The organism is Actinoplanes oblitus, from assembly GCF_030252345.1.
GTDB lineage: Bacteria > Actinomycetota > Actinomycetes > Mycobacteriales > Micromonosporaceae > Actinoplanes > Actinoplanes oblitus.
The window spans coordinates 2,762,366-2,788,806 of the sequence record NZ_CP126980.1 but is presented as its reverse complement, the minus strand read 5'-3'; the positions used below and the strand labels follow the sequence as shown (position 1 = coordinate 2,788,806).

The 26,441-nt window shown below is 73.2% G+C and carries 21 protein-coding genes; 8 read left to right on the top strand and 13 right to left on the bottom strand.

Annotation, left to right across the window (positions count from 1 at the left end; all coding sequences use genetic code 11):
* The first annotated feature begins 38 nt into the window (after positions 1–38).
* Positions 39–1,121, top strand: coding sequence for a CaiB/BaiF CoA transferase family protein (locus Actob_RS12520; RefSeq protein WP_284920309.1), 1,083 nt, complete (start codon positions 39–41; stop codon positions 1,119–1,121).
* Between the two features lie 129 nt (positions 1,122–1,250).
* On the opposite strand, the gene Actob_RS12515 is transcribed toward Actob_RS12520, so the two are convergent.
* From Actob_RS12515 to Actob_RS12500, 4 genes are all read right to left on the bottom strand, one after another.
* Positions 1,251–2,288, bottom strand: a complete 1,038-nt coding sequence (locus Actob_RS12515; protein WP_284920307.1) for a GGDEF domain-containing protein — start codon at positions 2,286–2,288, stop codon at positions 1,251–1,253.
* A gap of 90 nt (positions 2,289–2,378) precedes the next feature.
* Positions 2,379–3,938 carry a methyl-accepting chemotaxis protein gene (locus tag Actob_RS12510; RefSeq protein ID WP_284920306.1) on the bottom strand — a complete coding sequence of 520 codons (1,560 nt, stop codon included), beginning with the start codon at positions 3,936–3,938 and terminating at the stop codon, positions 2,379–2,381.
* 199 nt (positions 3,939–4,137) lie between these two features.
* Positions 4,138–4,482: a UBP-type zinc finger domain-containing protein gene (locus Actob_RS12505; RefSeq protein WP_284920305.1), complete on the bottom strand. Its 345-nt coding sequence runs from the start codon at positions 4,480–4,482 to the stop codon at positions 4,138–4,140.
* A complete protein-coding gene (locus tag Actob_RS12500) occupies positions 4,479–4,862 on the bottom strand; it encodes a winged helix-turn-helix transcriptional regulator (RefSeq protein ID WP_284920304.1) in 384 nt (127 codons plus the stop codon). Before Actob_RS12500 ends, Actob_RS12505 begins: the two co-directional genes overlap by 4 nt.
* Before the next feature lie 92 nt (positions 4,863–4,954).
* Here Actob_RS12500 and Actob_RS12495 point away from each other — a divergent pair, with 92 nt between their 5' ends.
* Positions 4,955–5,818 carry an SDR family oxidoreductase gene (locus tag Actob_RS12495; protein ID WP_284920303.1) on the top strand — a complete coding sequence of 288 codons (864 nt, stop codon included), beginning with the start codon at positions 4,955–4,957 and terminating at the stop codon, positions 5,816–5,818.
* A gap of 787 nt (positions 5,819–6,605) precedes the next feature.
* On the opposite strand, the gene Actob_RS12490 is transcribed toward Actob_RS12495, so the two are convergent.
* Entirely contained in the window at positions 6,606–7,079 is a 474-nt protein-coding gene (locus tag Actob_RS12490) for an aminoacyl-tRNA deacylase (protein ID WP_284920301.1), read from the bottom strand.
* 50 nt (positions 7,080–7,129) lie between these two features.
* Here Actob_RS12490 and Actob_RS12485 point away from each other — a divergent pair, with 50 nt between their 5' ends.
* Positions 7,130–7,504: a DUF427 domain-containing protein gene (locus tag Actob_RS12485; protein ID WP_284920300.1), complete on the top strand. Its 375-nt coding sequence runs from the start codon at positions 7,130–7,132 to the stop codon at positions 7,502–7,504.
* On the opposite strand, the gene Actob_RS12480 is transcribed toward Actob_RS12485, so the two are convergent.
* From Actob_RS12480 to Actob_RS12460, 5 genes are all read right to left on the bottom strand, one after another.
* Positions 7,501–8,508, bottom strand: coding sequence for a TIGR03617 family F420-dependent LLM class oxidoreductase (locus Actob_RS12480; protein ID WP_284920299.1), 1,008 nt, complete (start codon positions 8,506–8,508; stop codon positions 7,501–7,503). The genes Actob_RS12485 and Actob_RS12480 overlap by 4 nt on opposite strands.
* Positions 8,509–8,544: 36 nt before the next feature.
* Positions 8,545–9,414 carry a P1 family peptidase gene (locus Actob_RS12475; RefSeq protein WP_284920298.1) on the bottom strand — a complete coding sequence of 290 codons (870 nt, stop codon included), beginning with the start codon at positions 9,412–9,414 and terminating at the stop codon, positions 8,545–8,547.
* Between the two features lie 38 nt (positions 9,415–9,452).
* Positions 9,453–12,470 (bottom strand): ABC transporter permease, encoded by a 3,018-nt coding sequence (locus Actob_RS12470; protein ID WP_284920297.1) that lies wholly within the window; start codon positions 12,468–12,470, stop codon positions 9,453–9,455.
* A complete protein-coding gene (locus Actob_RS12465; protein ID WP_284920296.1) occupies positions 12,467–15,406 on the bottom strand; it encodes an FtsX-like permease family protein in 2,940 nt (979 codons plus the stop codon). The genes Actob_RS12470 and Actob_RS12465 overlap by 4 nt, the downstream gene beginning before the upstream one ends.
* A gap of 71 nt (positions 15,407–15,477) precedes the next feature.
* A complete protein-coding gene (locus tag Actob_RS12460) occupies positions 15,478–15,630 on the bottom strand; it encodes a hypothetical protein (protein ID WP_284920295.1) in 153 nt (50 codons plus the stop codon).
* A 127-nt stretch (positions 15,631–15,757) separates the two neighbouring features.
* On the opposite strand from Actob_RS12460, the gene Actob_RS12455 reads away from it, so the two are divergent.
* The 4 genes from Actob_RS12455 (at position 15,758) to Actob_RS12440 (ending at position 20,665) form a co-directional block, all read left to right on the top strand.
* Positions 15,758–16,762 (top strand): hypothetical protein, encoded by a 1,005-nt coding sequence (locus Actob_RS12455; RefSeq protein WP_284920294.1) that lies wholly within the window; start codon positions 15,758–15,760, stop codon positions 16,760–16,762.
* A gap of 52 nt (positions 16,763–16,814) precedes the next feature.
* Entirely contained in the window at positions 16,815–18,170 is a 1,356-nt protein-coding gene (locus Actob_RS12450) for a hypothetical protein (RefSeq protein WP_284920293.1), read from the top strand.
* Positions 18,171–18,378: 208 nt separating this feature from the next.
* On the top strand, positions 18,379–19,260 hold the full coding sequence (locus Actob_RS12445) for an LLM class F420-dependent oxidoreductase (protein ID WP_284920292.1): 882 nt from the start codon (positions 18,379–18,381) through the stop codon (positions 19,258–19,260).
* 367 nt (positions 19,261–19,627) lie between these two features.
* On the top strand, positions 19,628–20,665 hold the full coding sequence (locus tag Actob_RS12440; RefSeq protein ID WP_284920291.1) for a LacI family DNA-binding transcriptional regulator: 1,038 nt from the start codon (positions 19,628–19,630) through the stop codon (positions 20,663–20,665).
* On the opposite strand, the gene Actob_RS12435 is transcribed toward Actob_RS12440, so the two are convergent.
* From Actob_RS12435 to Actob_RS12425, 3 genes are all read right to left on the bottom strand, one after another.
* Positions 20,630–21,529, bottom strand: coding sequence for a carbohydrate ABC transporter permease (locus Actob_RS12435; RefSeq protein ID WP_284920289.1), 900 nt, complete (start codon positions 21,527–21,529; stop codon positions 20,630–20,632). The genes Actob_RS12440 and Actob_RS12435 overlap by 36 nt on opposite strands.
* Position 21,530: 1 nt before the next feature.
* The gene (locus Actob_RS12430; RefSeq protein WP_284920288.1) at positions 21,531–22,379 is read right to left on the bottom strand and encodes a carbohydrate ABC transporter permease; all 849 of its coding nucleotides are present in this window, start codon (positions 22,377–22,379) and stop codon (positions 21,531–21,533) included.
* A gap of 74 nt (positions 22,380–22,453) precedes the next feature.
* Complete coding sequence (locus tag Actob_RS12425; RefSeq protein ID WP_284920287.1) at positions 22,454–23,779, bottom strand: extracellular solute-binding protein; 1,326 nt, start codon at positions 23,777–23,779, stop codon at positions 22,454–22,456.
* Between the two features lie 269 nt (positions 23,780–24,048).
* Here Actob_RS12425 and Actob_RS12420 point away from each other — a divergent pair, with 269 nt between their 5' ends.
* Positions 24,049–26,421, top strand: a complete 2,373-nt coding sequence (locus tag Actob_RS12420) for a glycoside hydrolase family 3 N-terminal domain-containing protein (RefSeq protein WP_328518427.1) — start codon at positions 24,049–24,051, stop codon at positions 26,419–26,421.
* Positions 26,422–26,441 lie beyond the last annotated feature (20 nt).

Here is a 26,441-nt window from a genome sequence, read left to right as displayed (position 1 = left end):
CTGTGGACAACCTCGACCACCACCAGACAGGAGCAACGATGACCGCGCTGACCGGGATCCGCGTCGTCGAGCTGGCCGGGCTGGCGCCCGGCCCGTTCGGCTGCATGGTCCTCGCCGACCTGGGCGCGGACGTGGTGCTGGTGGACCGGCCCGGCGGCACGGGACCGCTCGTTCCGCAGGCCGGCCCGTTGCAGCGCGGCCGCCGCACGGTGACCCTCGACCTCAAGTCCGAGGCGGGCCGGGACGACCTGCTCCGCCTGATCGAGAAGGCGGACGTGCTGGTCGAGGGCTATCGGCCGGGGGTCGCCGAGCGTCTGGGCTTCGGCCCGCAGCGGTGCGCGGAGCTCAATCCGCGGCTGGTCTACGCCCGGATGACCGGCTGGGGACAGGACGGCCCGCTCGCCGCGACGGCCGGGCACGACATCGACTACCTGGCGATCGCCGGCGCCCTGGAACCGCTGGGCCGCGCCGGTGAGCGACCGCACGCGCCGATCAACCTGCTCGCCGACTTCGCCGGCGGCGGCATGCTGCTCGCCGTCGGGATCCTGGCGGCGCTGCTGGAACGCGAGCGCTCCGGCCGGGGTCAGGTGGTCGACGCCGCCATGGTCGACGGGTCGGCGCTGCTGACCACGTTCCTGCACGGGATGATCGGGGCCGGTCAGTGGCGCGGCGGGCGCGGCGAGAACCTGCTCGACGGCGGGGCGCCGTTCTACGACACGTACCGGACCGCCGACGGCGGCTACGTCGCCGTGGGCGCGCTCGAACCGCAGTTCTACGCGGCACTGCTCAAAGGGCTCGGGCTGGACGACGACCCGGACCTGCCGGCTCAGTTCGACAGGCGGGGGTGGCCGGAGCTGAGGCGGATCCTCACCGAGCGGTTCGGGAGCCGGAGCCGGGACGAGTGGGCCGAGGTCTTCGACGGGCTGGACGCCTGCGTCAGCCCGGTGCTGACGCCCGCCGAGGCGCCCGGGCACCCGCACAACCGGGCGAGGTCCGCCTTCGTCGAGGTGGGCGGGCAGCTTCAGCCCGCCCCGGCGCCGCGATTCGGGCGTACGCCGGCAAGCGTGCCCGAGCCGAGCAGGGCCGCGACCGTACCGGAGATCTTGGAATCCTGGAGCTGAGGGCGCGGGGCCGCCCAGCCGGACCGTTTGCCGGACCGACCCGGCTGGGCGGCGTCTTGAGCGCGCGGATGGATCAACGCGTGCGTGGGCGATAGGTAGCGCCACGACGGCGGATCATCAGATGGTGCATCATGCCGCCCGCCGGGTGTGCTTCTCGCGGTACATGGCGGCGTCGGCCTCGGCGGTCAGCGTGTCCAGCGCGGCCGTGCCGTCGGCCGGGCGGACCGCCAGGCCGACGCTGACCCCGACGGTCACCTCGCGGCCGTCGCCGATCTGGATCGGCCGCCGGATCACCTCACGGATCCGGTCCGCCACCCGCGCGGCCCGCTCCGGGTCGGCGTCCGGCAGCAGCACCAGGAACTCGTCGCCGCCGAGCCGGCCGACCAGGTCGCCGGAGCCGATGATCGCGCTCAGCCGCAGCGCCACCTGATGCAGCAGCTCGTCACCTGACGCATGCCCGTAGGTGTCGTTGACCTGCTTGAACCCGTTGAGGTCGAGCAGCAGCACGCCGAGCCGGCCGGTGCAGGCCGCGGCTCGCTCGGCGAGCCGGGCCCGGTTCGGCAGGCCGGTCAGCGGGTCGTGGGTGGCCTGGTGCTGCAGCTCGCTGCGCACCTGCTGCAGGGTGGCCAGCTGGCGGGCGAACGCGGTCGCCTGCGTTCCGGTGACCAGTGCGATCAACAGGTTGATCAGGGCGGAGAAGACCGCGTCGCGCGGTTGCGCCGGGCCCGGTGAGATCGCGACGACCAGCCCGAACCAGATCGAGGTGAACGCCCACACCGTCAGCGCCCCGCCCAGCCGGTGCCGGATGGCGGCGACCACCACCGGAACCGCCATGATCGGCCAGGTCACCTGCCCGGTGTAGCCGTCGGAGAAGGCCACCAGACCGGCGATCACCGCGCTGTCGAGGGCCACCTGACCGGCGCTCTGCGCGCTGTACCAGCGGCTGCCGGGACGGCGCCAGCCCGCGAAGGCGAGCAGGTTGGCGGCCGCCATCGCGACGATCCCGGCCCACAGGCTGCGCTCCAACGCCGCCGGCACCGGCCCCGCGGCCTTGAGCTGCACCAGGTAGACGACCGTGGACAGCCAGCCGAGTCCCCGGCTGACCAGGGCGGAGGCCTCGACGGTCCGGCGGCGCGTCAGCAGGGACTGATCCGACGCGACACGCATGTGAGCTTCATCGGCAGCGTGGGCCCGGACATGAGAAGAGGGCCGGTCGCGCTCGGCGACCGGCCCTCGTCGTGCCCTTCTCGGTACCGCTCAGAACGTGAAGCCGGCCACCAGTGCGCGCAGCTCCTCGGCGGTCCGGGAGACCTCCTCGCTCGCCTGACGGGTTTGGTTGACGCCGCTGACGGTGGCCTGGCTGGCCGACGAGACGTCGTTGATGTTCGCGGCGATCCGGCCGGATCCGGCGGCCACCTCGCCGATGCTGCGGCTCATCTCGCCGGTGGTGGCGGTCTGCTCCTCGACCGCCGAGGCGATGGTGGTCTGGAAGTCGTTGATCTGCGCGATCACGTCGGAGATCCGGTTGATCACGTCGACCGCGCCGCTGGTGTCCTGCTGGATGGCGGTGACCCGGGCGCCGATGTCCTCGGTGGCGCGGGCGGTCTCCTGGGCCAGGTCCTTGACCTCGCTGGCGACCACGGCGAAGCCCTTGCCGGCGTCGCCGGCCCGGGCCGCCTCGATGGTGGCGTTCAGGGCGAGCAGGTTGGTCTGCTCGGCGATGCTGGTGATCAGCTTGATCACGTTGCCGATCTCGGCGGACGACTCGCCGAGCTTGCGGATGGTCTCGGTGGCCATCGCGGCCTCGGCCACGGCGACCGAGGCGACCTGGGCGGCGTCCGCCGCGTTGCGGGAGATCTCCCGGATCGACAGGCCCATCTCCTCGGAGCCGGCCGCGACGCTCTGCACGTTGCGCGAGATCTCGTCCGCCGCGGTGGCGGCCGAGCTGCTCTGCCGGTCGGTGTTGTCGACGGCCGCGGCGATCTCCCCGGAGACGGCGGCCAGCTGGGTGGAGGCGGTTGCCAGGGCGTCCGAGTCCTTGGCGATGGTGACCATCGACTGGCGCAGCTTGTCGAGGGTGCGGTCCAGGCTCTGCGCCATGGTGCCCAGTTCGTCGGTGGTGGTGATGTTGCTGCGCTCGGTGAGGTCACCCTGGTCCAGGGCGTCGATCACCTTGCCGATCCGCCGGATCGGGCCGAGGATCGAACGGACCATCGGAACCGCCATGCCGATCAGCAGGATCAGGCCGAGCGCTGCCACCACGATCGAGGTCCAGCGGGTCGACGTCACCGTGTCGGCCATCGCGGCCTTCTGCTCGGCGACCTGCTTCTCCACCATCTCGGTGAGGGTGTCCAGCTCGTCGTCGGTCTTGTCGTTCGCCGGGCCGATGTCATCGGTCTTGTCGACCACCGATTTCGGGTCGGCCACACCGGCGGCCACGAAGTCCGAGATGAACTTGTTGAAGTCCTCGAAGTCCGGGGCGTAGCTCTTGAACTGGTCGGTGATCGCGGCCGGCAGGCCGCAGGAGTGCACCGCGTCGGCGGCCTCGACCGACGACTGCACGTCGTCCTTGACATCCTGCAGGACGTCGTGGCCGAGGGCGGCCCGGTAGGCGTCCACCTTCAGCTCGCTCTGCCGGTTGTTCAGGTGGTTGAGGGCGGCCTGACCGCACTGCAACTCGCTGACCCGCAGGCTCTTGTCCGCCAGGCGCTCCTGGCCGACGAGCGTGATGGTCGCCATCCCGCCGAGCGCTACCGCTCCGGTGGCGACGATGACGCCCAGCCGCTTGGCTGTGCCGATGTTCTCGAGGCCGAGCATCTTCCCCCCACTGTTGGCTGACTGACCACCAATTCGGCGGTGACCTTCGTCAACTGAGGGAGGTGCGGAAGCGTGGGCGGTTTGCCGGGTTTCTTTCTGGTTGCGCCCGCTTGTGTCAGATCTTTACCGCCCGGCTGCTCGTGACGGCCGGGGCCGCCCGGCGGAACGGGCTGACCGCGTACCGGAAAGCGGTTGGCGTTTATCTGTTGATTTTGAAGCGCCAGTCGGCGGGGACCGCGCCGGCCGGGCCGGGGGTGGGCTGGTCGGCCGGGCGGCTCGTCGGGGCGGCCAGCTCGGGGCCGGCCAGCGCCGCCTCGGTGGTGTAGTCCCAGAACCAGTCCTCGCCCGGCTCGAAGGACTGGATCACCGGGTGACCGGACTCGCGGAAGTGCGCGGTGGCGTGCTGCGCCGGGGAGGTGTCACAGCAGCCGACGTGCCCGCACTGCGCACACCGCCGCAGGTGGACCCACCAGCCGCCGGATTCCAGACACTCCACGCAACCGGTGCCGGACGGCGGGACATCGGGCTGAATCGACGCGCTCACGGGTGGAACCTATCGTCGTACGCCGCCTGCGCGACCCGAACTTGACCGATCTCACTCTCCAGCAGATCGATCAGCTCCTTGAGCTTGCCGGCCACCCGGGTGCCGAGCGGGGTCAGGCTGTACTCCACCCGGGGTGGGATGGCGGCCTGCACCTCGCGCACCACCAGACCGTCCCGCTCCAGCGCCTGCAGGGTCTGGGCCAGCATCTTCTCGCTGACGCCGTCGACGCGCCGGCGCAGCGCGTTGAACCGGTAGCTGCCGTCGTGCAGCGCGGCCAGCGCGAGACCGCCCCACTTGCCGGTGACGTCCGCCATCACGTGCCGGGAGGTGCAGTCCCGGGCGAAGACGCTGGGGATCAGCTCGTCGGCGGGATCAGTCATGCGTCACAGAGTACCTCCCCAGGGTTGGCACTTTCGAAAAGTTAGTGCATTCTCTGATGCAGCACTCACCAACGAACCTCTAGGAGTTCGCCATGACCACCATCGCTGTCACCGGCGCCACCGGGCACCTCGGCCGTCTCGTCGTCGAGGCCCTGATCAGCCGGGGCGTCGAGCCGGGCTCGATCGTCGCCGCGGTGCGCACCCCGGCGAAGGCGGCCGGCCTGCTCGCCCGCGGCGTGCAGGTGCGCGAGGCCGACTTCGACCGGCCGGAGAGCCTGGCCACCGCGTTCGCCGGTGTCGACCGGCTGCTGCTGGTCTCCACCAACGCGGTCGGCAACCGGGTGGAGCAGCACGTCGCGGCGATCGAGGCGGCCAAGGCGGCCGGCGTCGGCTTCGTGGCGTACACCAGCGTGCTGCGCGCCGACACCACCCCGATCCTGCTGGCCGCCGACCACAAGGCGACCGAGGAGGCCCTCGCCGCGTCCGGGCTGGCCCACTCGTTCCTGCGCAACGGGTGGTACTTCGAGAACTACACCGCGCAACTGCCTACCGTACGGGCGACCGGTGCGTTCCTCGGCAGCGCCGGTGACGGGCGCATCGCCGCGGCGGCCCGGCAGGACTACGCCGAAGCGGCCGCCGCGGTGCTGACCGCCGCCACCCCCAAGCCGGTGTACGAGCTGGGCGGCGACTCCCCGTTCACGATGGCGGAGCTGGCGGCCGAGGTGAGCCGGCAGCTAGGCACCGAGATCGGCTACACCGACGTGCCGGCGGAGCAGCTCGTCGAGATCCTCAGTGGGGCCGGCGTGCCGCAGGGCTTCGCCGCCATCCTGGCCGACACCGACGTGCACGTGCGCGACAACGGTGTCCTGGACAACCCGGGCAGCGACCTGCGCGACCTGATCGGCCGCCCGACGACGCCGCTCGCGGACGCGGTCGCCGACGCCCTCAAGGCCTGACACCGGCCGGTCACGCCGCGCGATCGGGTCCCGGCTTGCCCGGCGGGGACGCTCTCCCGGCCGGCCAGGGACCCGCCGCAGCCGAGACCCGGGCTGGTCCTGGTGGCCCTGTCCCGGGCCCGGACACCACCACCACAACCAGCCCAGCACCACCGGCTGGCACCCACGGCCCTATCCCGGGCTCCGACACCACCACCACAACCAGCCCGGCACCACCGGCTGGCACTCACGGCCCTATCCCGGCCCCGGACACCACCACTACAACCAGCCCAGCACCACCGGCTGGCACTCACGGCCCTATCCCGGCCCCGGACACCACCACCACAACCAGCCCAGCACCACCGGCTGGCACTCACGGCCCTATCCCAGCCCCGGACACCACCACCACAACCAGCCGGTCGAGGCGGGGCGGTGCCGGAGCGCGGGGCGTACCGGGAATGTCGGAGGGCGGACAGGAAGCGGATCGCGGACCGCAACCCATCGCACACCGGATCTGACCCGGCCATCCGCGGACGGCGACCGGCGGCCGGGACGGTGACCAGGAACCCCGTGGCCTGGCGGCCAGGCCGCGACCGACCGCGGACCGCACGCGGCGGCCGCAACAGTGACCACGAACCCCATAGCGCGAGCAAGCCGCGACCAACCGCGGACCGCAAACGGCGACCACGAACCCCGTAGCGCGCGCAGGCAACAACCGACCACGGACCGCAAACGGCGACCACGAACCCCGTGGCGCGAGCGGGCCGTGACCGGCGGCCGATGTCCGAAGGAAACCCAGGACGGAGGGTCACCGGGCGAGAACGGCCCGCTCGGTGACGTCGGCGAAGGTGCCGCCCAGCGCCGCGACCGCGGCATCGGCCGGGACCCGCAGGGCCACGCCCCGCTCCCCCGCGCCGAGGCTGATCGTCCGGCCCTCGACGCTCGCGTCGGCGATGACCGGCCAGGCGGTCGTCGCGCCGAACGGGGTGATGGTGCCGCGTTCGTACCCGGTGGCCGCCCGGGCGGTGTCCGCGTCCGGCATCGACAGGCGGCTGACGCCGAGCAGGGCGCGCAGCTTGGGCCAGGAGATCGACCGGTCGCCGGGCACCAGGACGAACAGGTAGTCGTCCGGGCCGCGGCGGACGACCAGGGTCTTCACCAGGTCGCGGAGTTCGACGCCCTGGGTGGCGGCGGCCTCGGCGACGCTGCCGACCGGGCCGTGCCGGACCACCTCGTGGCTGATCCCGGACTCGGTCACGGCGGCGATCGCGGCGGTGGTCACCGGATCACCGTAGTAGTTTCGTAAGCGTCCAAGGCAGGAGGGGATCTTCGATGACAGACCGGCCGAGGAAACAGCCCGGTCCCGACCACCCGATCACCATCACCCCGACCGGGAAACGGGTCGTGGTGACCGTCGCCGGCAAGGTGGTGGCGGACACCGGGGACGCGCTGAGCCTGCGCGAGGCGACGTACCCGGCGGTGCAGTACGTGCCGCTCGCCGACGTCGACCAGACGCTGCTGGAGCGCACCGGCACGCGGACCTACTGCCCGTACAAGGGCGAGGCCAGCTACTACTCGATCACGGCCGGCGGCGAGCGGTCCGTCGACGCGATCTGGGAATATCAGGCACCCTACGACGCGGTCGCGCAGATCAAGGACCACGTCGCGTTCTATCCGGACCGGGTCGACGAGATCAAGATCGGCTAGCCGGTACGCAAGGCGCTGCGGACCGCTGCCAGCTGGTAGCGGTCCGCCTCGTACGGGGTGTACAGCGAGATGCGGTCGATGGTCGTACCGAAGCGGGCCCGCAGACCGGCCGCGACGGTGGCCGGGTCGCCCGCGACGGCGAACGTGTCGAGCACGTCGTCGGGGATCTCGGCGGCCATCGCCGCCCAGTCCTGCCGGCGCGACATCACGTTGAGCCGGTCGGCCAGCTCGCCCCAGCCGTGCAGGTCGAGCACCGCGCGGTACGCCGGGGTGGAGGCGTAGAACGCGATCTGGCCACGCACCGCCCGCTCGGCCCTGGCCCGCTGCTTGTCGTCGGCGCCGAGCACCACCATGGCGCTCAGGCCCAGGGTGAAGTCGTCGAGGTCACCGCCGCGGGCCTCGCGCAGGCCGGGCACGATCCGCTCGGTCAGGTAGGTGACGCTGGTCAACGGGTGCACCAGCAGGCCGTCGGCGACCCGGCCGGCCACCGCCGTCATCCGCTCCCCCACCGCGGCCAGCTCCACCGGCGGGTTGCCGTGCGGGTTCGGCCCCGGATCGAAGAACTCGGTCATCAGGGTGTGCTTGTAGAACTCGCCACGGAACGCCAGCCGCTCGCCGGTGGCCCAGGCGTGCCAGATGGCCCGGAGCGCGGCGACGAACTCCTCCATCCGCGCCGCCGGCCGGCTCCACGGCATCGCGAACCGGCGCTCGATGTGCGGCTTGACCTGCGAGCCGAGGCCGAGCCGGAACCGGCCCTCGGAGATCAGCCGCAGGTCGTTGGCGAGCACCGCCACGGTCATCGGGTTGCGGGCGAACGCCACCGCGATGCCGGACTGCAGCGAGATCCGCTCGGTGGCCCGGGCGACCAGGGCGAGCGTGGTGAAGACGTCGTGCTTGGTCTCGGCCGCGGCGAAGCCGTCGTAACCGACCTGTTCCGCCGACACGGCGGCGGCTTCCGCCTCGGCGGGGGACGCGGCGACGGGCGCGCTGAAGTCAACCAGCATCACACAGTGATAACACCAGCACGATCCGGATGATCCTCAGGGGTGGCCGTCCGCCCCCGGACCGGGGGTGACGGCGGCGCGGATCGCCGAGGCCATCACCTCGGCGGTGACCGCGCGCAGCAGATCCAGGTCGACGCCCTCGGTGACCTCGCCGGTGGCCAGGGCCACCACGGCGTCGCCGTCGTAGCGCGAGTGCGCCGGGTGCAGGGCCCGGGCGAACCCGGTGTGCCCGCTCTGCGCGAGCAGGTGACAGTCCGCCTTGCCGAGCGCGGCGTCGGTGAGGACCACGGCGATCGTGGTGTTGTCCCGGCCGAACGGCGCGGCCGGCCGGTAGGTCTCGTCGCCGCCGAAGACCGGCTCGCCGGCCGGGGTCAGGACGTCGCCCCAGGCGTTGACCACGGCCAGGACGGTCACCCGGGCCGGGCCGGCGTGCCCGTCGGCGCGGCCCAGGCCGCCCGGGTCGAGGCGGCCGCGCCACTTGCCGGTGGTCGCGCCGGCGCCGGCGCCGGCCCGGCCGAGGCCGAACTCCGTGCCGGCCAGGGCGGCCAGCGCGGCGTGCCGGCCGGCCGCGGCACCGGGCGGCTCGGTGGCGACCGAACCGTCGAAGATGGACATGCCGACGACGATCGGGACCGGCCCGAGCGGGGTCGGGTAGCCCAGGCCGCGCTCGCGGAGCACGGCCATCACGCCGTCGGCGGCGGCCAGGCCGAACGCGGAACCGCCGGAGAGCACCACCGCGTCCACCCGGCCGACCGTCCGGGACGGGTGGAGCAGGTCGAACTCCCGGGTGGCCGGGGCGCCGCCGCGAACCTCGCCGGAACCGACGGTGCCCGGTGGCGGCAGGATGACGGTGACGCCGGTGCCGTCGCCGGTCCAGTTCCCGGCGTGGGCGGAGAGAAGCTGCACCGGACCAGCCTAGAACCGGTGCCCCGGGCGTACCCGCATCAGCGGATCCGGCGCAGGGTGCGGCGACCGGCCAGCAGGGCGGTGCCGCCGAGCACGACCAGCAACACCACCCCGGTCAGCACCACACTGATCACTCCCGGCCACCCCGGGCGTGGCAGCGGCGACGGATCCACCCCCGCCAGCGGCAGCGCCCACCCGGTGGCCGCCCAGCCGCCGAGCGCGATCGCCAGCCCGGCCGGTACCGCCGCCGCGACCAGCATCGGGTACGCCCACAGCGCCGCCCGCCGCACCTCGGCCCGGCTCAGCCCCTGCGCCCGCAGCGCGGCCAGGTCCTCGGCCTGCCGGTCCCGGCCCGCCGCCGCGGTCAGCACCAGCACCCCGGCGGCCAGCACCACCACCAGGACGCCGACCAGCCCGGCGTAGCCGAGCGCGACGGCCGGGCCCTGCCGGTCCAGCCGGGTGGCGATCTGCGCCGCCCGCAGGTCACCGACGATCTCCACGCCTTTCGCGGCGAAGCGTTCCCGCGCGTCGGCGGGCGCGTTGCGGGAGAGCCAGATCTGGCCGCCCTGGATCGGCGCGCCGTCGGTGGAGACGAGATCGGCGTACTCCAGGTCGATCAGCATGGCCGGCGTGCCGACGGCCGGTACGGCGGGCAGCCGACCGGCCACCGTGACCGGGACCGGGCGGTAGTCGAGACCGGACACGGTGCCCGGAACGAACGTCCCGGTCGCCACCATGGGCAACGGCCACGGGGTGGACACCGGCTGCACGTAGATCCCCTCCGGCCGGCCGTCCAGGCTGGTCACCTCGACGCGCAGCCCGTCCGGCGCGGCGCCGAGCCGGCCACCACCGGAGATCCGCCAGCGGGCCGGGTCGGCGTCGCCGAGGTGGTGCACGGTGATCACGCCGTGGGTGCCGAGCGACTGGCTGCCGGAGATCCGCAGCGCGTTCACCCGGCAGCCGCCGGCGCACTGGGCGACGCGATAGCGGTAGGTGTGCCGTCCGGGCTGGACCACGCCCATCGGGACCACCTGGTCCGGGCCGCGGCCGTCGGCCGGGGCGACCGTCACGTCCAGGCTGACCGCCTTACCCGCCTCGAACTCCGCGGCGGTCAGGTCGAGGGTCACCTCCGGGCCGGCCACGACCAGCGGCCGCGCCGGGGCCGGGTGCAGCGCGCGGGCGATCCGCCGCGGGTCGGCCGCGCCGCCGGGCCAGTTCGCCACCGTGGCCAGCCGGCTGTCGCCGGTGTCGACGGCCAGCAGCGGCGGTTGCCCGGCCTGCTGCGGGATCCGGACCGCGGCCATCGCGAACCGCTGGTCCGGGTCGACCGCGCGGACCGCGGCGATCAGCTGGCTGCGGCTGATCGAGCCGGCCGAGAGCACCCGGTCGGCGCCGGCGCCCAGATCGGCCTCGACCTGCCGGCCGCGGGCGGCCACCTGGGAGGCGGCGACCATGTAGCCGCTCACCGCGACCGCGGCGATCAGCAGCGCCAGGACCCGTCCGGTGGCCCGGCGGCGGGACAGCAGCAGCCCGGTGAGGCCGCGGCCGAGCCGGCCGCGCTCCAGGGCCCGGTGCCCGGAGCGGGCCGCGAGCGGGCGCACCGCACGGGCCACCAGCAGCGCGGCGGCCAGCATCACCAGGGCCGGGGCGGCCGAGTCGATCCCGGCCAGGTCACCGCCGCCGAGGGCGAGCTGGGCGGCGGCGGCCACCGCGAGCGCGGCCACCAGGATGTCGACGGCGAGACCGGCGTAGCGGCCGGGCATCGGGGCGCGGCGCAGCAGCTCGGCGACCGGGCGCAGCATCGGGCCGCCCTGGGCGACGAGCACGGCCACGATCACCGCGGCGGCCGCGAGCGGGGCGTACTCGAGCGAGGCCGGGTCGGGGTCGGCGCCGACGCCCGGCCAGCGGACCGCGACGACCGCGTCGACCAGCCACTGCCCGGCCAGCACCCCGGCGATCGCCCCGGCCAGCACCGCTACCAGATTTTCGCCGGCCGCCAGCCACCAGCGGTAGGGCAGCCGGACACCGCGCAGCGCGATCACCGCGGTCTCCGGGCGGCGGGCCTCCGCGCCGGCCCCGACCGCGAGCAGGATGGCCAGGCAGGCGAGCACGATCAGGGCGACGGCGGGGACCGGGACGATCCGGCGGGCGGCGGTGTGCCCCTCGTCGATCCGGGCCATCAGCGCCGGCATCGACGTCTCCAGCTGGAGCGCGCCACCGGCCCCGACGCCACCGGCGGCGCCCAGGTCGGCGACGCTGGCCTCCAGGTGGACCAGGGCGTCGCGCAGGGCGGGCAGGTGATCCACGTCCAGGGCACCCGGTCCGGCGTAGCCGTCGACGCCGATCTCGACGTCGCCGTGGTCCATCAGGTCGAGTGTGGACAGGCCGGTGAAGGCCGGCTCGCCCGGGCGGCTGCCGTCGGCCGACTCCTCCGGCGCGAAGTAGCTGTGCGCACCCCAGTAGGGCCCGCCCGGATCGGGCACCCGATAGGTCCCCGCGACGAAGAACTTCTTCGGTACGCCGTCCGCCTCGTACATCATGGTGTCCGGGTCGGCGTTGAAGCGGGCGAACGTCAGGCTCACCGACTGCCCGGCACGCAGATGCTGCCGTTGCGCGGTCCGCTCGCCCACCACCAGGTCGCCCTCGCCGAGCAGGCAGCGCCCGGTCACCATGGTCAGGTGCGCGCAGGCGTCCTGCCGGTGAGCCAGCCGGGTGCGGTACCGGTCGTCGGACTCCAGGCCGATCACCGGGTACTCGGCGGCGTACACGTATCGGAAGCCGGGCAACTCGCCCAGGGTGGAGCCGACGGCGGTCAGGTCGACCCCGCCGGCCCCGCTGCCGCCGCCGCCGCGCCGGTCGTGGTCGACGGCGTGCAGGCTGATCGCCCGCTCGGCCGGGTCGGCCCCGGCGACCTGCCCGGCGGCCACCACCCGGTCGGCGGCGCGCAGGTAGGCCGGGGCGGCCACGGCCGGTGCCACCGCGAACGCGGCGAGCACGGCGAGCACGACGGCCGGCCCCCGCCGGGCCCAGACCATGGTGAACACCAACGCGATCACTTCGGCCCGCCTTCGCCGGCGGCCATGGCGGACACCGCGGCCAGCCCGGTCAGGAAGAGCATGGTGAGCAGGGCGGAGACGAGCAGTGGCGGCCAGCCGAGCACCTCGGGTGGTGGCAGCAGCCGCCAGCCGTCCTCGAAGTAGGAGCCCGGTTCGCCGGTCAGCCGCCGGGCCAGCACCGCGGCCAGCACCCCGCCGGCCACGCCGCCCACGACCAGGACGAACGGGCCGAGGTAGCGGCTCGCGGCGGCGGTGGCAGCGGGCAGGCCCTGCACCCGCAGCGCGGTCGTCGAGGCGCGCTGCGGCCCCCTGTCGACAGAGGCGGCGACCGCGCCGACGGCGGCCGCGGTGAGCACCGCCAGCACCGCGCAGAGCAGCGCGAACGAGCCGGCCGGCGCGGTGCCCCGGCCGGCCGTGCGGCCGGCCCGGGCGGCGGCGGTCTCGTCGGTGAGCACCAGCACCCCGGCCTCCTTCAGCCGGTCGACCACCGCGGCCGGCGCGTCGGCGGTCAGCCAGACCTGGGTGACGCCCGGCGCGCCGGCCTCGGCGGCCACCCGGCGCAGCGCGTCGAAGTCGGCGAGCACGCCGCTCGCGCCGAGCACCGGCAGTGCCGGGACGGTAGCCGTCACCCGGGCCGGGACCAGGGCGCCGCTCACGTTGAGGGTGGGCTCGCCGAGCCGCCACGGCACCGGGACCGGACCGGCCTGCAACAGCGGCAGCGGTAGTGGGGTGTCGACCGGGAACACCCGGTCGGCGCCGGGTTTGGCGGCGCCCGCGCCGGCCGCGACGGTGAGTCCGTCCGGGCCGCCGGCCAGGCTCAGGCCGACGTCGTTGCTGCCGGTCCGCCACCGGGTGGCGTCGGCGAGCAGGTCCGCGCCGAGCAGGCCGGCGTCCGGGCCGCGTTGCGCCAGCGAGTGCAGGGTGACCGGCTGCGGGACCGGGACGCCGTCCGGGCCGAGCCGGGCGGGCAGCTCCCAGCGGGCCAGCCGGCAGCCCTCGGCGCAGCCGGTCAGCTCGGCGGTGACGGTGTGCTCGCCCGGCGGCACCGGGCCGAAGCTCACCGAGACCTTGGCGCCGGTCGTCTCGTTCTGCAGGACCGCGTCGACGTCGGCGGGGGCCGCCCGATCGTTGCGGACCCGCAGCACCAGGGCGTGCCCGGTGATCGGCGGGACCGGGTCGGGTTCGTCGGCGAGGGCCGGGAGCGGCCCGAACTCGGCACGCCAGGCGCCGGCGGCGGCCAGCCGGCCGGTGTCCACGGCCAGGACCGGCGGGCTGGACCGGGCGTCGACCGCGGCGGCCATGGCGTACCGCCCGTCCGGGTCGGCGACGGCGACGGCGTGCCGCAGCGCGGTCCAGTTCGCCGCGCGGACCGTGAGCACCCGGTCGGCGCCCAGCTCGGCCTCGGCCCGGGCGGTGTGCGCGGCCCGGTCGGCGGCGGCCGCGCCGGTCGCCGTGACCAGCATCGCGACCGCGACGGCGAGCAGCGCGAACACCCGGTCCAGGCCGGCCAGCCGGGACATCCGGACCGCGGTCAGGCCGAACCGCAGCTGCCCGGCCCGCAGTGCGGCGCCGCCACCGCGGTCGGCGGCCCGGATCAGCAGCCGGGCCAGCAGCACCACGGCGGCGACGCTGACGGCGAGCGGGGCGATCGCGCCGACGCCGGTGTCCGGGCTGCCGGACCGGGCCTGGTAGGCGGCGGCCACCGCGAGCGCGATCAGCAGGACGTCGGCGAGCAGCGCGGCCCGGCCGGCCCGGGCGGCGGGCAGCTCGCGCTGCAGCACCGCCACCGGGGTGCGGATCAGCAGCAGGTCGGCCACCACCAGGATCACGAACGCGCCGAGCAGCACACCGGCGACCGCCGCGAGCGACCACCCGGCCGCGGCCGGCGAGCCGCCCCCGGCGAGGATCCGGCCGGCCGCGATCCCGGCGGCGGTGCCGACCAGCCCGCCGGCCAGCAGCGGGGCGACGTGCTGCCCGGAGAGGAGCAGCAGCAGGCGTTTCCGGCTGCCGCCACGCATCTTGAGCAGGGCCGCGTCGCGCCGCCGGTCCCGGGCCGTGTACCGGCCGGCCAGGGCGATCGCGTACCAGCCGAGCAGCAGCACCGGGAGCGCGGCGAGCAGCACCGCGCGCAGCAGCCGCACGCCCGCGTTGGCCAGCTCGGCGCGGAGCGGGCCAGTCGGGTCGGTGACCTTGCCGATCGCACCGGACTGGGCGACCAGCTCGCCCAGGTCGTATCCGTCGTCGCCGCGCAGCAGCGGCACCGGGACCTCGGCGGACCAGGTGAAGACCGGCTCGCTGAGCGGGCTGCCGGTGAAGGTGCGCGGCACCGTGAAGATCGGGTCGAGGCCGCTGTCCACCTTGAACAGCGAGTCGGCCCAGTGGCCGGCGGCCGGATCGGTGATCTCGTAGAGCGCGGTGACCCGCATCGGGATGCGCCTGGCCTCGGCGTCCACGCTGCCCCGCACGACGAGCGTGGCACCCGGCCGCACGCCGAGCCGCTCGGCGACGGCCTTGGTGATCGCGGCGTCGCCGGCCCGGGCCGGGCAGTCGCCGGTGAGCCGGACCCGGTCGCAGAAGCCGGCCAGGTAGTCGACGTTGATGTGGTCGGCGGCGCCACCGGGGTCGACCACTGTCATCGCCCGGCTCAGGCCGAGCGCCCCGTCGGCGCCGGGCATCGGCAGGGTCTGCGCGACCTTGTCGCCGAAGGCGTCGAGCGCGGCCTCCGGGTCGACGCCGGTGTCGCTGTCCCAGTGCACGATCACGGTGCGCTCGGCAGCCGGCACGGTCGCGGTCGTCGCCGCGGCGTCCCGGCCGGCCGTGGACAGCGCGTACCACGGCGCGGCGGCGGCCGCGGCGGCCGGCAGCGCGGTGAGAACGAGCAGCGTGAACGTCTGCGCGGCACGGGAACGCACCGCGGCCCAGAGGATCGTGAACATGCCCCGTCTCACCCCCTGGGAGCCAGCCTCGCGCCCGGGCGGCTCCGGCGCATGCCCCAAGGGTCAGACCGTTATCCCTCTGATATGGACGGCGCGCCGGCGATCCGGTCCGGGCCGGTGACCGCCGGGTGGCAGACGGCGGACCGGCCGTACCGCTCGGTGGTGGCGGGTAAGCCGGTGGCGGACCCGAACGCCCGGGAGTCGGCGGCCGATTTCTCTTTCATCCCAATAGGAGAACTTCCTCAAATGGCCTGGCCGGCGGCCGCCATCGGTCACGCGTTCCTCCCAGGTGCCAATTCGGGACACCGCGCGGGGCACCACGGGCGGCGACGCCGGTGCCACCCTGTGTCGATGTCCGCACCCCGGCACAGCGCACGGCCCCGCGTCCGCACCGCTCCCCCGGCGGACGACCCGCCCCGGTGGCGTGATCCCGCGGCGTCCCGGCCCGGGCAGACGGTCTGGCAGTTCATCTCGCTGTGGATCCTGGGCGGCTGCGTCCCCCTGGTGCTGACCGGCATGGCCCGCGGCTTCAAGCTGGGCGGCACCGGCACCACGGTGGCGACCGCGGCGCTGCTCACGGTGGCCGTACTGGTCTTCCTCGGCCTGCTGGTCCTGCTGGTCCGGGCCACGCCGGTGGTCACCCCGCTGGGGTCAACGCCGGCCCGGCGGCTGCTCTGGGCGCTGCTGGTGGCCTCGGTCGGCGCGCTCACCTGGCTGGCCGGGCGGGCGGTGGCCGACGCGCACGGACTCGCCTTCAGGCACGACGGGCGGCTCACCGTCTTCCTCGGCGGCGCACTGATCATCCCGGTCGCGGCGGTGCTGGCCCGCGGCTGGTGGTTGCGCACCCCGGCGGCGCTGGTGCTGGTGGCGCTGGCCGGGGCCGGGCTGCTGGCGTTCCGCGACAACGGCCCGAGCGACGGCGACCTGCGGGTGGCCCGGTTCAACGCGCTCCCGGTCGAGGCGTGGGTGGTCGACGTCCCCGGCTATCGGCGCCAACGGCAGACCTTCGGCCTGGGCGAGGGCGGCGACGAGTACACCGCGGCCGGCTCCGGCCGCCGGATCCACCTGATCGCCTCCCCGGTGGACGGGTCGTGCCCGCCGTCCCGGTGCGAGGAGCCGGCGGACACCGGCCGCCCGCGCCTCGCTTCCGGCGGCGCCGGGCCGACCGCCGTGGTCCGCCACGGCGCGGTCTACCTCGAGCTGGCCGCCGATCGCGCGGTCGACGGGAGGCTGCTGGTCACCGCCCTGGACAACGCCCGCCCGGCAAGCGAGGCCGAACTCCTCGCCAGCCTTCCCGAGGCCCCCGGCACCGGCTTCCCCGAACACGCCCGCAGCTGGCTACGCCGGCACACCTGACCCGCGCCCGCCGTCGCGCCGCCGGGTGCGCGCGGCTGCCAGGATGTCGGGAATGGACGACGATCCGGTGGCCGGCCCGGCGGTGCGTGTCACCGCGCAACTGTTCGCTGTCTGGCTGTTCGGGGCCGTCGCGCCGCTGGTGAGCGGCGGGTTCCTGCTCGCCGCGATCTGGGGTGGCGGCGCGGCCGGCCAGCTCCTCGTGCCGGTGGTGCTGGCCGCCGACGTGGCGGTGCTGTTCCTGGTGGTCCGGCTCACCCGGGAGGCGACCTGGCTGGGCGCGACCGCCGGCCGGCGACTGCTGTGGGCGGTGCTCGTGGCCGGGCTGGGCGGCGCGCTGTGGGGCCTGGGCTGGGGTGTCAGCGACGCCGCCGGGTTCGGCCTGTCGCACGGCAACACCGGCATCCTGTTCTTCGGTGGTCTGGCGTTCGTCCTGGTCGCCGGTCTGCTGGCGAAACCCTGGCCGGTACCGGTCGTCTCCGCGGTGCTGCTGGCCGTGGTGGCCGGCGTCGGACTTCAGGGCTTGCGCGCGTCCGCCCCGGACGACCTGACCGAGCGGCTGGCCCACGCCGGCAAGCAGCGGGACGACTTCTGGGCGCTCCGCGTACCCGGATACCGTCCGGTCGGCGCCCTGCGATACGGCCCGGAGTTCGGCGGCGACCGCTTCGAACCGGTCGACCCGGCGCTGATCCCGCAGGCCCGCTTCTACACCGTCCACACCCAGCCGTTCGAAATCGGCAGGCATCCCGAGACCTGCGCCGCCCACCTGCTGTACGCGACCCGCTCCGGCGCGTTCGGCAGCGACATCGGCAAGTGCGAGACGGAGTCCGGCGGCCTGCTCCACGTCACGTCGGCGAGCGGCACCAGCCACGCCTACCTGCGCCGCGCCGGCGGGACGCTGATCACCGTGGAGGGCACCGACACGGTCAGTCGTCCCGCGCTGCGCGCGGCGGTCCGCGCCGCGCGACCGGCCACCAGCGCCGAACTGGCGGCGCGCCAGGCCACCGGCGAGCGCGAGTACTTCGTCGCCCCGGCTCCCGGTTATCGCCTGCTCTACTTCGGTTCCGGCGGCACCGAGTACGAACCCTCGGACGGCATCAACGGCATCGAGGACGCCATGATCGACCTGCGGGTGGCGAAGCCGACCGGCCCGGTCACCTGCTCGCTGGAATACACCTGCGCCGCGGAGCCGGGCGGGCTGACCTACGAACGCTCGACGGACCAGCAGGGCTACCTGCTCCAGCGCCTCCCCTACCTGATCCACGTCACCGGCGGGCTGGCCGTCGACCGCGACCGCCTGCGCGAGGCGGCCCGGAACGTCCGGCCGGCCACCGACGCCGAACTGCGCGCGCTGCTCCCGGAGCCAGCACCGCGCGGGCCCATCGACGCGCTGCGCCGCCGCCTCCGCTGATACCGGCCTCGCGACTCGCCACGCGGCGGCCGCCATGGCCCGCCGGCACTGCCGCCGAGGCCGCCGGCGCACCGGACGGGAATTGGTGTGACACCCGAGACGGCAAGCCGCGGCGGGCGCCGCGGCCGTACCGGAAAGGGGTTTGCTCCGGGCCGGCGGTGGGCGGCTTCCCCGAGCCCGGAGAGGTGCCGCTCGGTAGGTTGTTTGCATGAGCATGAAGTTTGGGGTTTTCGTGCCGCAGGGCTGGCGGATGGACCTCGTGGAGATCGACGATCCGGTCGAGCAGTACGAGGCGATGACCGCCGTGGCCAAGCTGGCGGACGCGGGCCCGTGGGACTCGGTGTGGGTGTACGACCACTTCCACACCGTGCCGGAGCCGACGGTCAACACGACGTTCGAGGCGTGGACGGTGAGTTCGACGCTGGCCCGGGACACCAGCCGGGTGCGGATCGGGCAGATGGTGGGGTGCAACGGGTACCGGCATCCGTCGCTGTTCGCGAAGATCGCCTCGACGGTGGACGTGGCGAGCCACGGACGGCTGTACGCCGGGCTGGGCGCCGGCTGGTACGAGCACGAGTGGAAGGCCTACGGGTACGAGTGGGCCGACGTCCCGGAGCGGATGCGCGCGTTCCGGGAGGCCGTGGAGATCGTGCACCGGATGTGGACCGAGGAGGCGCCGGTCTTCCACGGCGAGCACTACCGGATCGACGGGCCGATCAACCAGCCGAAGGGCGCCGGGCAGCGCAAGCCGGACCTGTGGCTGGGCGGCGGCGGCGAGAAGGTGACGCTGAAGCTGGTGGCGAAGTACGCTGACGCCTGCAACGTCGGGGGTGGCGACCCGGCGGTGATCAAACAGAAGCTGGACGTGCTGCGCGGGCACTGTGACCAGCAGGGCACCGACTACGACCGGATCATCAAGTCGACCAGCCTGCACCTGGAGCCGGGTGAGTCCACCGCGTCGATCCGCGCGCGGGTGGAGCAGGTCGCCGAGGCCGGCGCGGACTACGTGATCACCTACATTCCGCGGGTGGCGTACGACCACGAGCCGCTGCTCGCGTTCGCCGAAGAGGTCATCCCCCGGTTCTCCTGACGGCGTGGGGAGCTCCGGCTCCCCACCCACAAATGATCATGACGTGCGTCACCGCCTGTTCGCTGAACGGACATGGCGGCTTTTGCCGTGCTTCGCTGCAGCGCTGCAACCCCCAACCCGGCGTTGACCTGGGCAGTGTCGTCCACTGACGTGTTCGTGGAAGCGCTCTCCGGAAGTTTCGGGGCTTTCGCCGGAAGCGCTCCCACGGGAAAACCGCTGCTGAAGCTTAACCGGTTAACTCAAAACGGGTGGTTTCCAGCGTGTTGAAGTGATGCCCGGGCATGGCATGATTTCGGGGCCGGGTCCGGAAGTTGCAGACATCGCAGGCGGCCAACGCTGCACCCCGGCGGGTAAGGAGCGCGCCCCCATGGTTGCCGGCAAGCAACGCGTCACCATCGCGGCCATCGCGGACGCCGCGGGCGTCTCCGTGCCGACCGTCTCCCGGGTGCTCAACGGACGCTCCGACGTCTCGCCGCAGACCCGTGAGCTCATCGAGCGGCTGCTCCGCGAGCACGACTACCGTCCCCGTAACTCTCGGCATTCCGGCCGGGCCCGGCTGATCGACCTGGTCTTCAACGACCTGGACAGCCCGTGGGCGCTGGAGCTGGTCCGCGGCGTGGAGGACGTGACCCACGCGGCCGGCGTCGGCACCGTGGTGTCCCAGGTGCACCGGCGGACCACGGCGACCCGGCAGTGGCTGCAGAACCTGCGTGCCCGCGCCTCCGACGGGGTGGTCTTCGTGACCTCGGACGTTGCCGAGCCGGTGCACACCGAGTTGCACCGGCTGCGGGTGCCCGTGGTGATCATCGATCCGGCCGGCGGCGCCGCGACCGACGTGCCGACGATCGGGGCGACCAACTGGTCGGGCGGCCGCACGGCCACCGATCACCTGATCAGCCTCGGTCACCGGCGCATCGGGTTCATCGCCGGGCCGAAGGACCTGCTGTGCAGTCGCGCCCGCCTCGACGGGTTCCGGGCGGCCATGGAGGCGGCCGGCGTGCCCGTCGACCCGAGCCTGATGGAGCAGGGCGACTTCCGTAACGAGTCGGGTTTCCAGGCCGGCGGGCGGCTGCTGGAGCGACCGGACCGGCCGACCGCGATCTTCGCGTCCAGCGACCAGATGGCGCTCGGGGTCTACGAGGCGGCCCGCCGCCGGGGCCTGCGCGTGCCGGATGACCTGAGCGTGATCGGTTTCGACGACCTGCCGGACGCCTGCTGGTCCTCGCCGCCGCTGACCACGATCCGTCAGCCGCTGGCGGAAATGGGAGCGCTCGCCGCGCGGACAGTCCTGCGACTGTCGCGCGGCGAGACGATCGAGACTCCCCGGGTGGAACTGGTCACCAAGCTGATCGTGCGGGAGAGCACGAAGTCACTTGCCGAAACCCGCGGTCAGGCCACTGAGTAGCTGACGGCGGCCGATGACGTACAGCGTCAGGATCGGCAGCGTGGTCAGCACGACGGAGGCCAGCACGGCAGGGATGTTGATGTTGTACTGCCCCTGGAACGCGGTGAGCGCCAGCGGCAGGACCCGCCGGTCCGGGCTCTGGGTCAGGATCAGCGGCAGGAGGAATCCGTTCCACACCTGCAGCCCCTGGTAGATGGTGACGGTCACCAGCGCCGGGCGGGTCAGCGGCAGCGCCAGCCGCCACAGCGTGCCCCACTCGGTGGCGCCGTCGATCCGCATCGACTCGAAGAGCTCCTTGGGGATGTCCCGGATGAAGTTCGAGAGCACCAGCACCGAGAGCGGGATGGCGAAGGCGATCGAGGGCAGGATGATCGCACCCAGCGTGTCGTACATCTTGAGCTTGATGATGATCAGGTAGACCGGGATGATCACCGCCTGCAGCGGGACGGCGAGACCCATCAGGAACACCGCGTTCACCGAACGCAGGAACCGGCTCGCCGAGCTGCCCCGCACGATCGCGTACGCCGCCATGAACGACACCACGATGGCCGGGACCACCGCGCCCAGCGTGACGGCCACGCTGTTGAAGAAGTACCTGACGAAGTCGTGCTCCAGGACGAACCGGTAGTTCTCCAGCGTGGGGTCGGACGGCGGGGCCAGCGGGTTGGTGGAGAAGTAGTCGGCCTGCAGCTTGAAGCTGGTGATCACGATCCAGTAGATCGGAACGATCACCACGCCCAGCCAGAGCCAGCCGGCCAGACCGCCGAGCCAGTTGTACTGCGACAGCTTGGAGCGCCGGCCGGTCGACGGGGGCGCCGTGTGGGCCGCCTTCCCGGACTGCCGGCTGTCGAGCATGGTCGTCATGTCAGGCTCCTTCCAGCTGGCTCTCGGTGGCGTCGCGGCCACCGAGCCGGCGCAGCAGCAGGGCCAGACCGAGGCCGAGCAGCACCAGGATGACGGCGATGACGCTGGCCGGGCCCATCAGGGCGGCCTTGAAGCCACGCTGGTACATGTCGACCGCGAGCGCCCGGGTGGCGTCGCCGGGACCGCCGGCGGTGAGCACCCAGATCAGGTCGAAGAAGGTCAGTGAGCCGACCACCATCAGCGTCGACGATGTGATGATCGTGTACTTCAGCTGCGGCAGCGTGATGCTGAAGAACTTGCGGACCCGGCCGGCGCCGTCGATCTCCGCCGCCTCGTACATCGAGGCCGGGATCTGCCGGACGCCGCCCTGGTAGATCAGCGAGTGGAACGGGATCCACTGCCAGGACACCACGAAGATGACCACGCCGACCGCCAGCGTGCTGTCGCCCAGCCAGTCCTGCTGCAGGAACTCCAGGCCGAGACCGGCGCCGAGACCGAAGTTCGGGTCCAGCAGCATCTTGTAGGTGATCGCGATGGCCGCCTGGCTGAGCAGCAGCGGGATGAAGAAGAGCACCGCGAGGACGCCGCGGTAGCGCGAGTGCGCGGCGATGAAGACGCCGAGCAGGATCGAGATCGGCGTCTGCGCGATCCAGGAGAGCGCCATGATCAGGAAGGTGACCCAGAGGGCGTGCGGCAGGCCGGGGTCGGTCAGCACGGACTTCCAGCTGTCCAGCCCGGCGAACGGGATCTCCTCGGTGAGGCCGTTCCAGGACGTGAAGCTCAGGTAGAGCACGCCGATGAGCGGGATGACCCCGAAGATGGTGAAGGCGATCAGCGCGGGCCAGGCCATCCAGGAGACGGAACCGCTCCCCCCACCGCGCGAAGCGGTGGGGGGAGCGGTCCGCACTACCGGGGGTGCGATCGTCATTTGCCGATGACCGCGTTCATGTTGGTGGCGAACTCCTGCGGCGAGATCTTCAGCTGGAACAGCTTGGCGATGTTCTCCAGCAGCGTCTCGGCGGCGGTCGGGCTCAGCGCCTGGTCCCAGGACTGGGCGAAGTTGCCGGCCTTGCTGGCCACGTCGTAGATGAAGTTGAGGAAGTCCTTGTCCGGGGAGCTCGCCAGCTTGGCGTTCGAGCCCTGGACGATCGGGACGCCGCCGCTCTCGATCCAGCCCTGCTGCTCGGTGTCGTCGAGCAGGGTCTTGAAGAAGTTCTTCGCGGCTTCCTTCTGCTTGTCGGAGGCCTTCGAGTAGATCGAGAGGTACTGGCCGGCGTTGCCGACGGTGTTCGTCGGGTCGCCCTTGCCGCCCTCGACCGCCGGGAAGTTGAAGAAGCCCAACTTGCCGTCCTTGATGAAGTTGCCGCCATCGGCCTTGATGATGCCGTACGACCAGGAGCCGTGCAGCTCCATGGCGGCCTTGCCGCGGTAGAGCAGGGCCTGGTCGGCGTTCGAGTCGGCGGTGACCGACGCGAAGCCCTTGATGAAGCCGTTCGCCTTGATCAGGTCCTGGATCTTGGTCAGGCCGTCGATCGCGGCCGGGTTGCTCCAGGCGTCCTTCTGGCCGTTGTAGGCGTTGCCGAAGACCTCCGGGCCGCCGATCCGGTCGAAGAGGAACTCCAGCCACATCATGTTGGTCCAGCGGGACTGGCCGGCCAGCGAGAACGGCGCGATGCCCTTGGCGTTGAACTTCGGGACCAGCGACATGAGCTCGCCCCAGGTCTGCGGCGGGTTCTGCACGCCGGCCTTCTCGAAGGCCTCCTTGTTGTACAGCATGATGATCGGCTGCACGGTCTCGGCCGGCATCGCGTAGATCTTGCCGTCCACGGTGGCCGGGCCGAACGACGACTTGAACAGCCGGTCCTTGACCGCGGCGTTCTGAGCGAACCAGTCGGTCAGGTCGTCGACCTGGCCGGCCTCGACGTAGCTCTTGAGGCCGCCGCCGCCCCAGCCCCAGATGATGCTCGGGGCCTGGCCCGCGCCGAGCGCGGTCTTCAGCTTGTCCTTGTAGGTGTCGTTCTGGAACGTGGTGACCTTGATCTGGCCCTGGCCGGTCTTGTTGAACCGGTCCACCGCGCCCTGCCGGATCGGCTCGCCGGGCGGGCCGCTGAGGAACCAGTAGCTGGCGGCGTCGGCGCTGCCGGAGCCACTGCCGCTGCCGGTGTCGGACGGGCCGGAGCTGCCGCACGCGGCGAGACCGGTGGCCGCGGCGGCACCCGCGGTGAGACTCAGAAAGTTCCTGCGCTTCACGCTGTTCTCCGTAGTCGAAGCAAGCCGCGGCGAGCCGCGGGAGGTGATAAAGCGATGGCGACGGCGGTCACTGAGTTCCGGAACTTTCGAGTGACAGCCGCAAATTAACGCGAGGTTTCGTTAACGTAGGGTTTCGCTGTGACGGGTGTCAAGGCCCTTGCCCTAACCGTGCCCTGAGCGCCAGAGTAGGCACCGTCGGCAGGCACTTTCGTTATGCCGGCGCGCTCGTCAAGGCCCCCGAAACTTTCGGGAACCGTTCGGAGGAAACGTTGACCACAGAACAGGTGACCCAGCCCTGGCGCGACCCGGCGCTCCCCGTCGCCGACCGCGTCGAGGCGCTGCTCGCCGAGATGACCCTCGAGGAGAAGGTCGCGCAGCTGGGTAGCCGCTGGGTCGGCAACGACATGGGTGACTCCGCGCAGGAGGACGGCTACGACCCGGAGGAGCAGCACAACGTCGCGCCGATGCAGGACGTCTTCGCGGCCGGCGGCTCGGTCCCGCTGGAGGCCGCGGCCCGGCACGGCCTCGGCCACCTGACCCGGGTGTACGGCAGCGTCCCGCTCTCCCCCGCCGAGGGCGCCGCCGAGCTGGTCCGCCAGCAGCGCGTCGTGATGGCCGGCCGGCTCGGCATCCCGGCGCTCGTGCACGAGGAGTGCCTGACCGGGTTCACCGCGTTCGGCGCCACCGTCTATCCGGCGGCGCTCGCCTGGGGCGCCACCTTCGACCCGGACCTGATCGAGCGGATGTCCGCGGCGATCGGCCGGGACATGGCCGCGCTCGGCGTGCACCAGGGACTGTCGCCGGTGCTCGACGTGGTCCGCGACTACCGGTGGGGCCGGGTCGAGGAGACCATCGGCGAGGACCCGTACCTGGTCTCGATGGTCGGCTCGGCCTATGTCCGGGGGCTGCAGAGCGCCGGGGTGATCGCCACGCTCAAGCACTTCGCCGGATACTCCGCCTCCCGCGGCGCCCGCAACCACGGCCCGGTGCCGATGGGCCGCCGCGAGCTGATCGACCTGATCCTGCCCCCGTTCGAGACCGCCGTGCGGATCGGCGGCGCGGGCTCGGTGATGAACTCCTACTCCGACGTCGACGGTGTACCGGCCGGCGCCGATCCGTGGCTGCTCACCGAGGTGCTGCGGGACGAGTGGGACTTCACCGGCACCGTCGTCTCCGACTACTGGGCGATCCCGTTCCTGGCCACCATGCACGGCATCGCCGGCGGCAACGCCGACGCCGGCGCGCAGGCGCTGGCCGCCGGCATCGACGTCGAGCTGCCGGACACCATCGGGTACGGCGCCGAGCTGGTCGCCAAGGTCCGCCGCGGCGAGGTGCCGGAGGAGCTGGTCGACCGCGCCGCCCGCCGCCTGCTCACCCAGAAGGCGCGGCTCGGCCTGCTCGACCCGGGCTGGACGCCGGAGGACTCGGTGCTGGCCGCGCCGGTCACCGACCTGAACGCGCCGGCCAACCAGGCGCTCGCCGCCGAGCTGGCCGAGCGGTCGATAGTGCTGCTCGACGCGGGCAGCGCGCTGCCGATCACCCGGCCGCTCCGGATCGCCGCGATCGGCCCGTGCGCCGACGACGCGCGGACCTTCCTGGGCTGCTACGCCTTCCCCAACCACGTACTCCCCCGGTACCCGCAGCTCGGCCTGGGCCTGGACATCCCCACCGCATTGGACGGCCTGCGCGCCGAGTTCGGCGCCGGCGAGATCACCTACGCCCGCGGGTGCGAGGTGTCCGGCGACGACCGGGGCGGCTTCGCCGAGGCGGTCGAGGCGGCCCGCGGCGCCGACCTCGCGGTGGCGTTCGTCGGCGACCTGGCCGGCCTGTTCGGCAAGGGCACCTCGGGCGAGGGCTGCGACGCCGAGGACCTGCGGCTGCCCGGCGTCCAGCCGGAGCTGCTGGCGGAGCTGCTGGCCACCGGCACCCCGCTGGTCGTGGTGGTGGTCTCCGGCCGGCCGTACGCCCTGGGCGACCTGGACGGCCGGGTGGCCGGTCTGGTCCAGGCGTTCATGCCGGGACAGGCCGGCGGGCACGCCATCGCCGGGGTGCTCAGCGGCCGGATCCAGCCGACCGGCAAGCTGCCGGTGCAGATCCCGCGGCACCCGGGCGGGCAGCCGGGCACGTACCTGCAGCCGATCCTGGGCGCCACGCACAGCGGGGTCAGCAACCTCGACCCGACACCGCTCTACCCGTTCGGCTTCGGCGGCTCCTACACCACCTTCGCCGTCGACGAGCTGCGGCTCAGCGCCGAGTCGGTGCCGACCGACGGCGAGTTCGCCGTCACCGTCCGGGTCCGCAACACCGGCGAGCGCGACGGCGCCGAGGTGGTCCAGCTCTACCTCGCCGACCCGGTCGCCCAGGTCACCCGTCCGGTACGCCAACTGTCCGGTTTCCATCGCGTCGAGCTGGCGGCCGGCGCGGGCGCCGACGTGACCTTCCGGGTGCACACCGACCGCACCGCGTTCGCCGGTCGTGACCTGCGGCGCGTCGTCGAGCCCGGTGACCTGCGGGTTCTCGTCGGCACCTCGGCCGGTGACCTGCCCTGCGCGGCGACCGTCCGGCTCACCGGCCCGGTCCGGCCGGCCGGCGCCGACCGCCGGCTGGTGACCCCGGTGGAGGTCCGGCCGCTCGAATCGTAACCGCTCATCGCCGTCCGCCC

Bases quoted from the DNA above. Each gene is read 5' to 3' on its own strand.
- Actob_RS12495 (WP_284920303.1), top strand. From the start codon at position 4,955: ATGACCACCATCGCTGTCACCGGCGCCACCGGGCACCTCGGCCGTCTC.
- Actob_RS12510 (WP_284920306.1), bottom strand. From the start codon at position 3,938: ATGCTCGGCCTCGAGAACATCGGCACAGCCAAGCGGCTGGGCGTCATC.
- Actob_RS12500 (WP_284920304.1), bottom strand. From the start codon at position 4,862: ATGACTGATCCCGCCGACGAGCTGATCCCCAGCGTCTTCGCCCGGGAC.
- Actob_RS12430 (WP_284920288.1), bottom strand. From the start codon at position 22,379: ATGGCCTGGCCCGCGCTGATCGCCTTCACCATCTTCGGGGTCATCCCG.
- Actob_RS12435 (WP_284920289.1), bottom strand. From the start codon at position 21,529: ATGACGACCATGCTCGACAGCCGGCAGTCCGGGAAGGCGGCCCACACG.
- Actob_RS12485 (WP_284920300.1), top strand. From the start codon at position 7,130: ATGACAGACCGGCCGAGGAAACAGCCCGGTCCCGACCACCCGATCACC.
- Actob_RS12465 (WP_284920296.1), bottom strand. From the start codon at position 15,406: ATGTTCACGATCCTCTGGGCCGCGGTGCGTTCCCGTGCCGCGCAGACG.
- Actob_RS12460 (WP_284920295.1), bottom strand. From the start codon at position 15,630: ATGAAAGAGAAATCGGCCGCCGACTCCCGGGCGTTCGGGTCCGCCACC.
- Actob_RS12455 (WP_284920294.1), top strand. From the start codon at position 15,758: ATGTCCGCACCCCGGCACAGCGCACGGCCCCGCGTCCGCACCGCTCCC.
- Actob_RS12450 (WP_284920293.1), top strand. From the start codon at position 16,815: ATGGACGACGATCCGGTGGCCGGCCCGGCGGTGCGTGTCACCGCGCAA.
- Actob_RS12440 (WP_284920291.1), top strand. From the start codon at position 19,628: ATGGTTGCCGGCAAGCAACGCGTCACCATCGCGGCCATCGCGGACGCC.
- Actob_RS12520 (WP_284920309.1), top strand. From the start codon at position 39: ATGACCGCGCTGACCGGGATCCGCGTCGTCGAGCTGGCCGGGCTGGCG.
- Actob_RS12515 (WP_284920307.1), bottom strand. From the start codon at position 2,288: ATGCGTGTCGCGTCGGATCAGTCCCTGCTGACGCGCCGCCGGACCGTC.
- Actob_RS12480 (WP_284920299.1), bottom strand. From the start codon at position 8,508: ATGCTGGTTGACTTCAGCGCGCCCGTCGCCGCGTCCCCCGCCGAGGCG.
- Actob_RS12445 (WP_284920292.1), top strand. From the start codon at position 18,379: ATGAGCATGAAGTTTGGGGTTTTCGTGCCGCAGGGCTGGCGGATGGAC.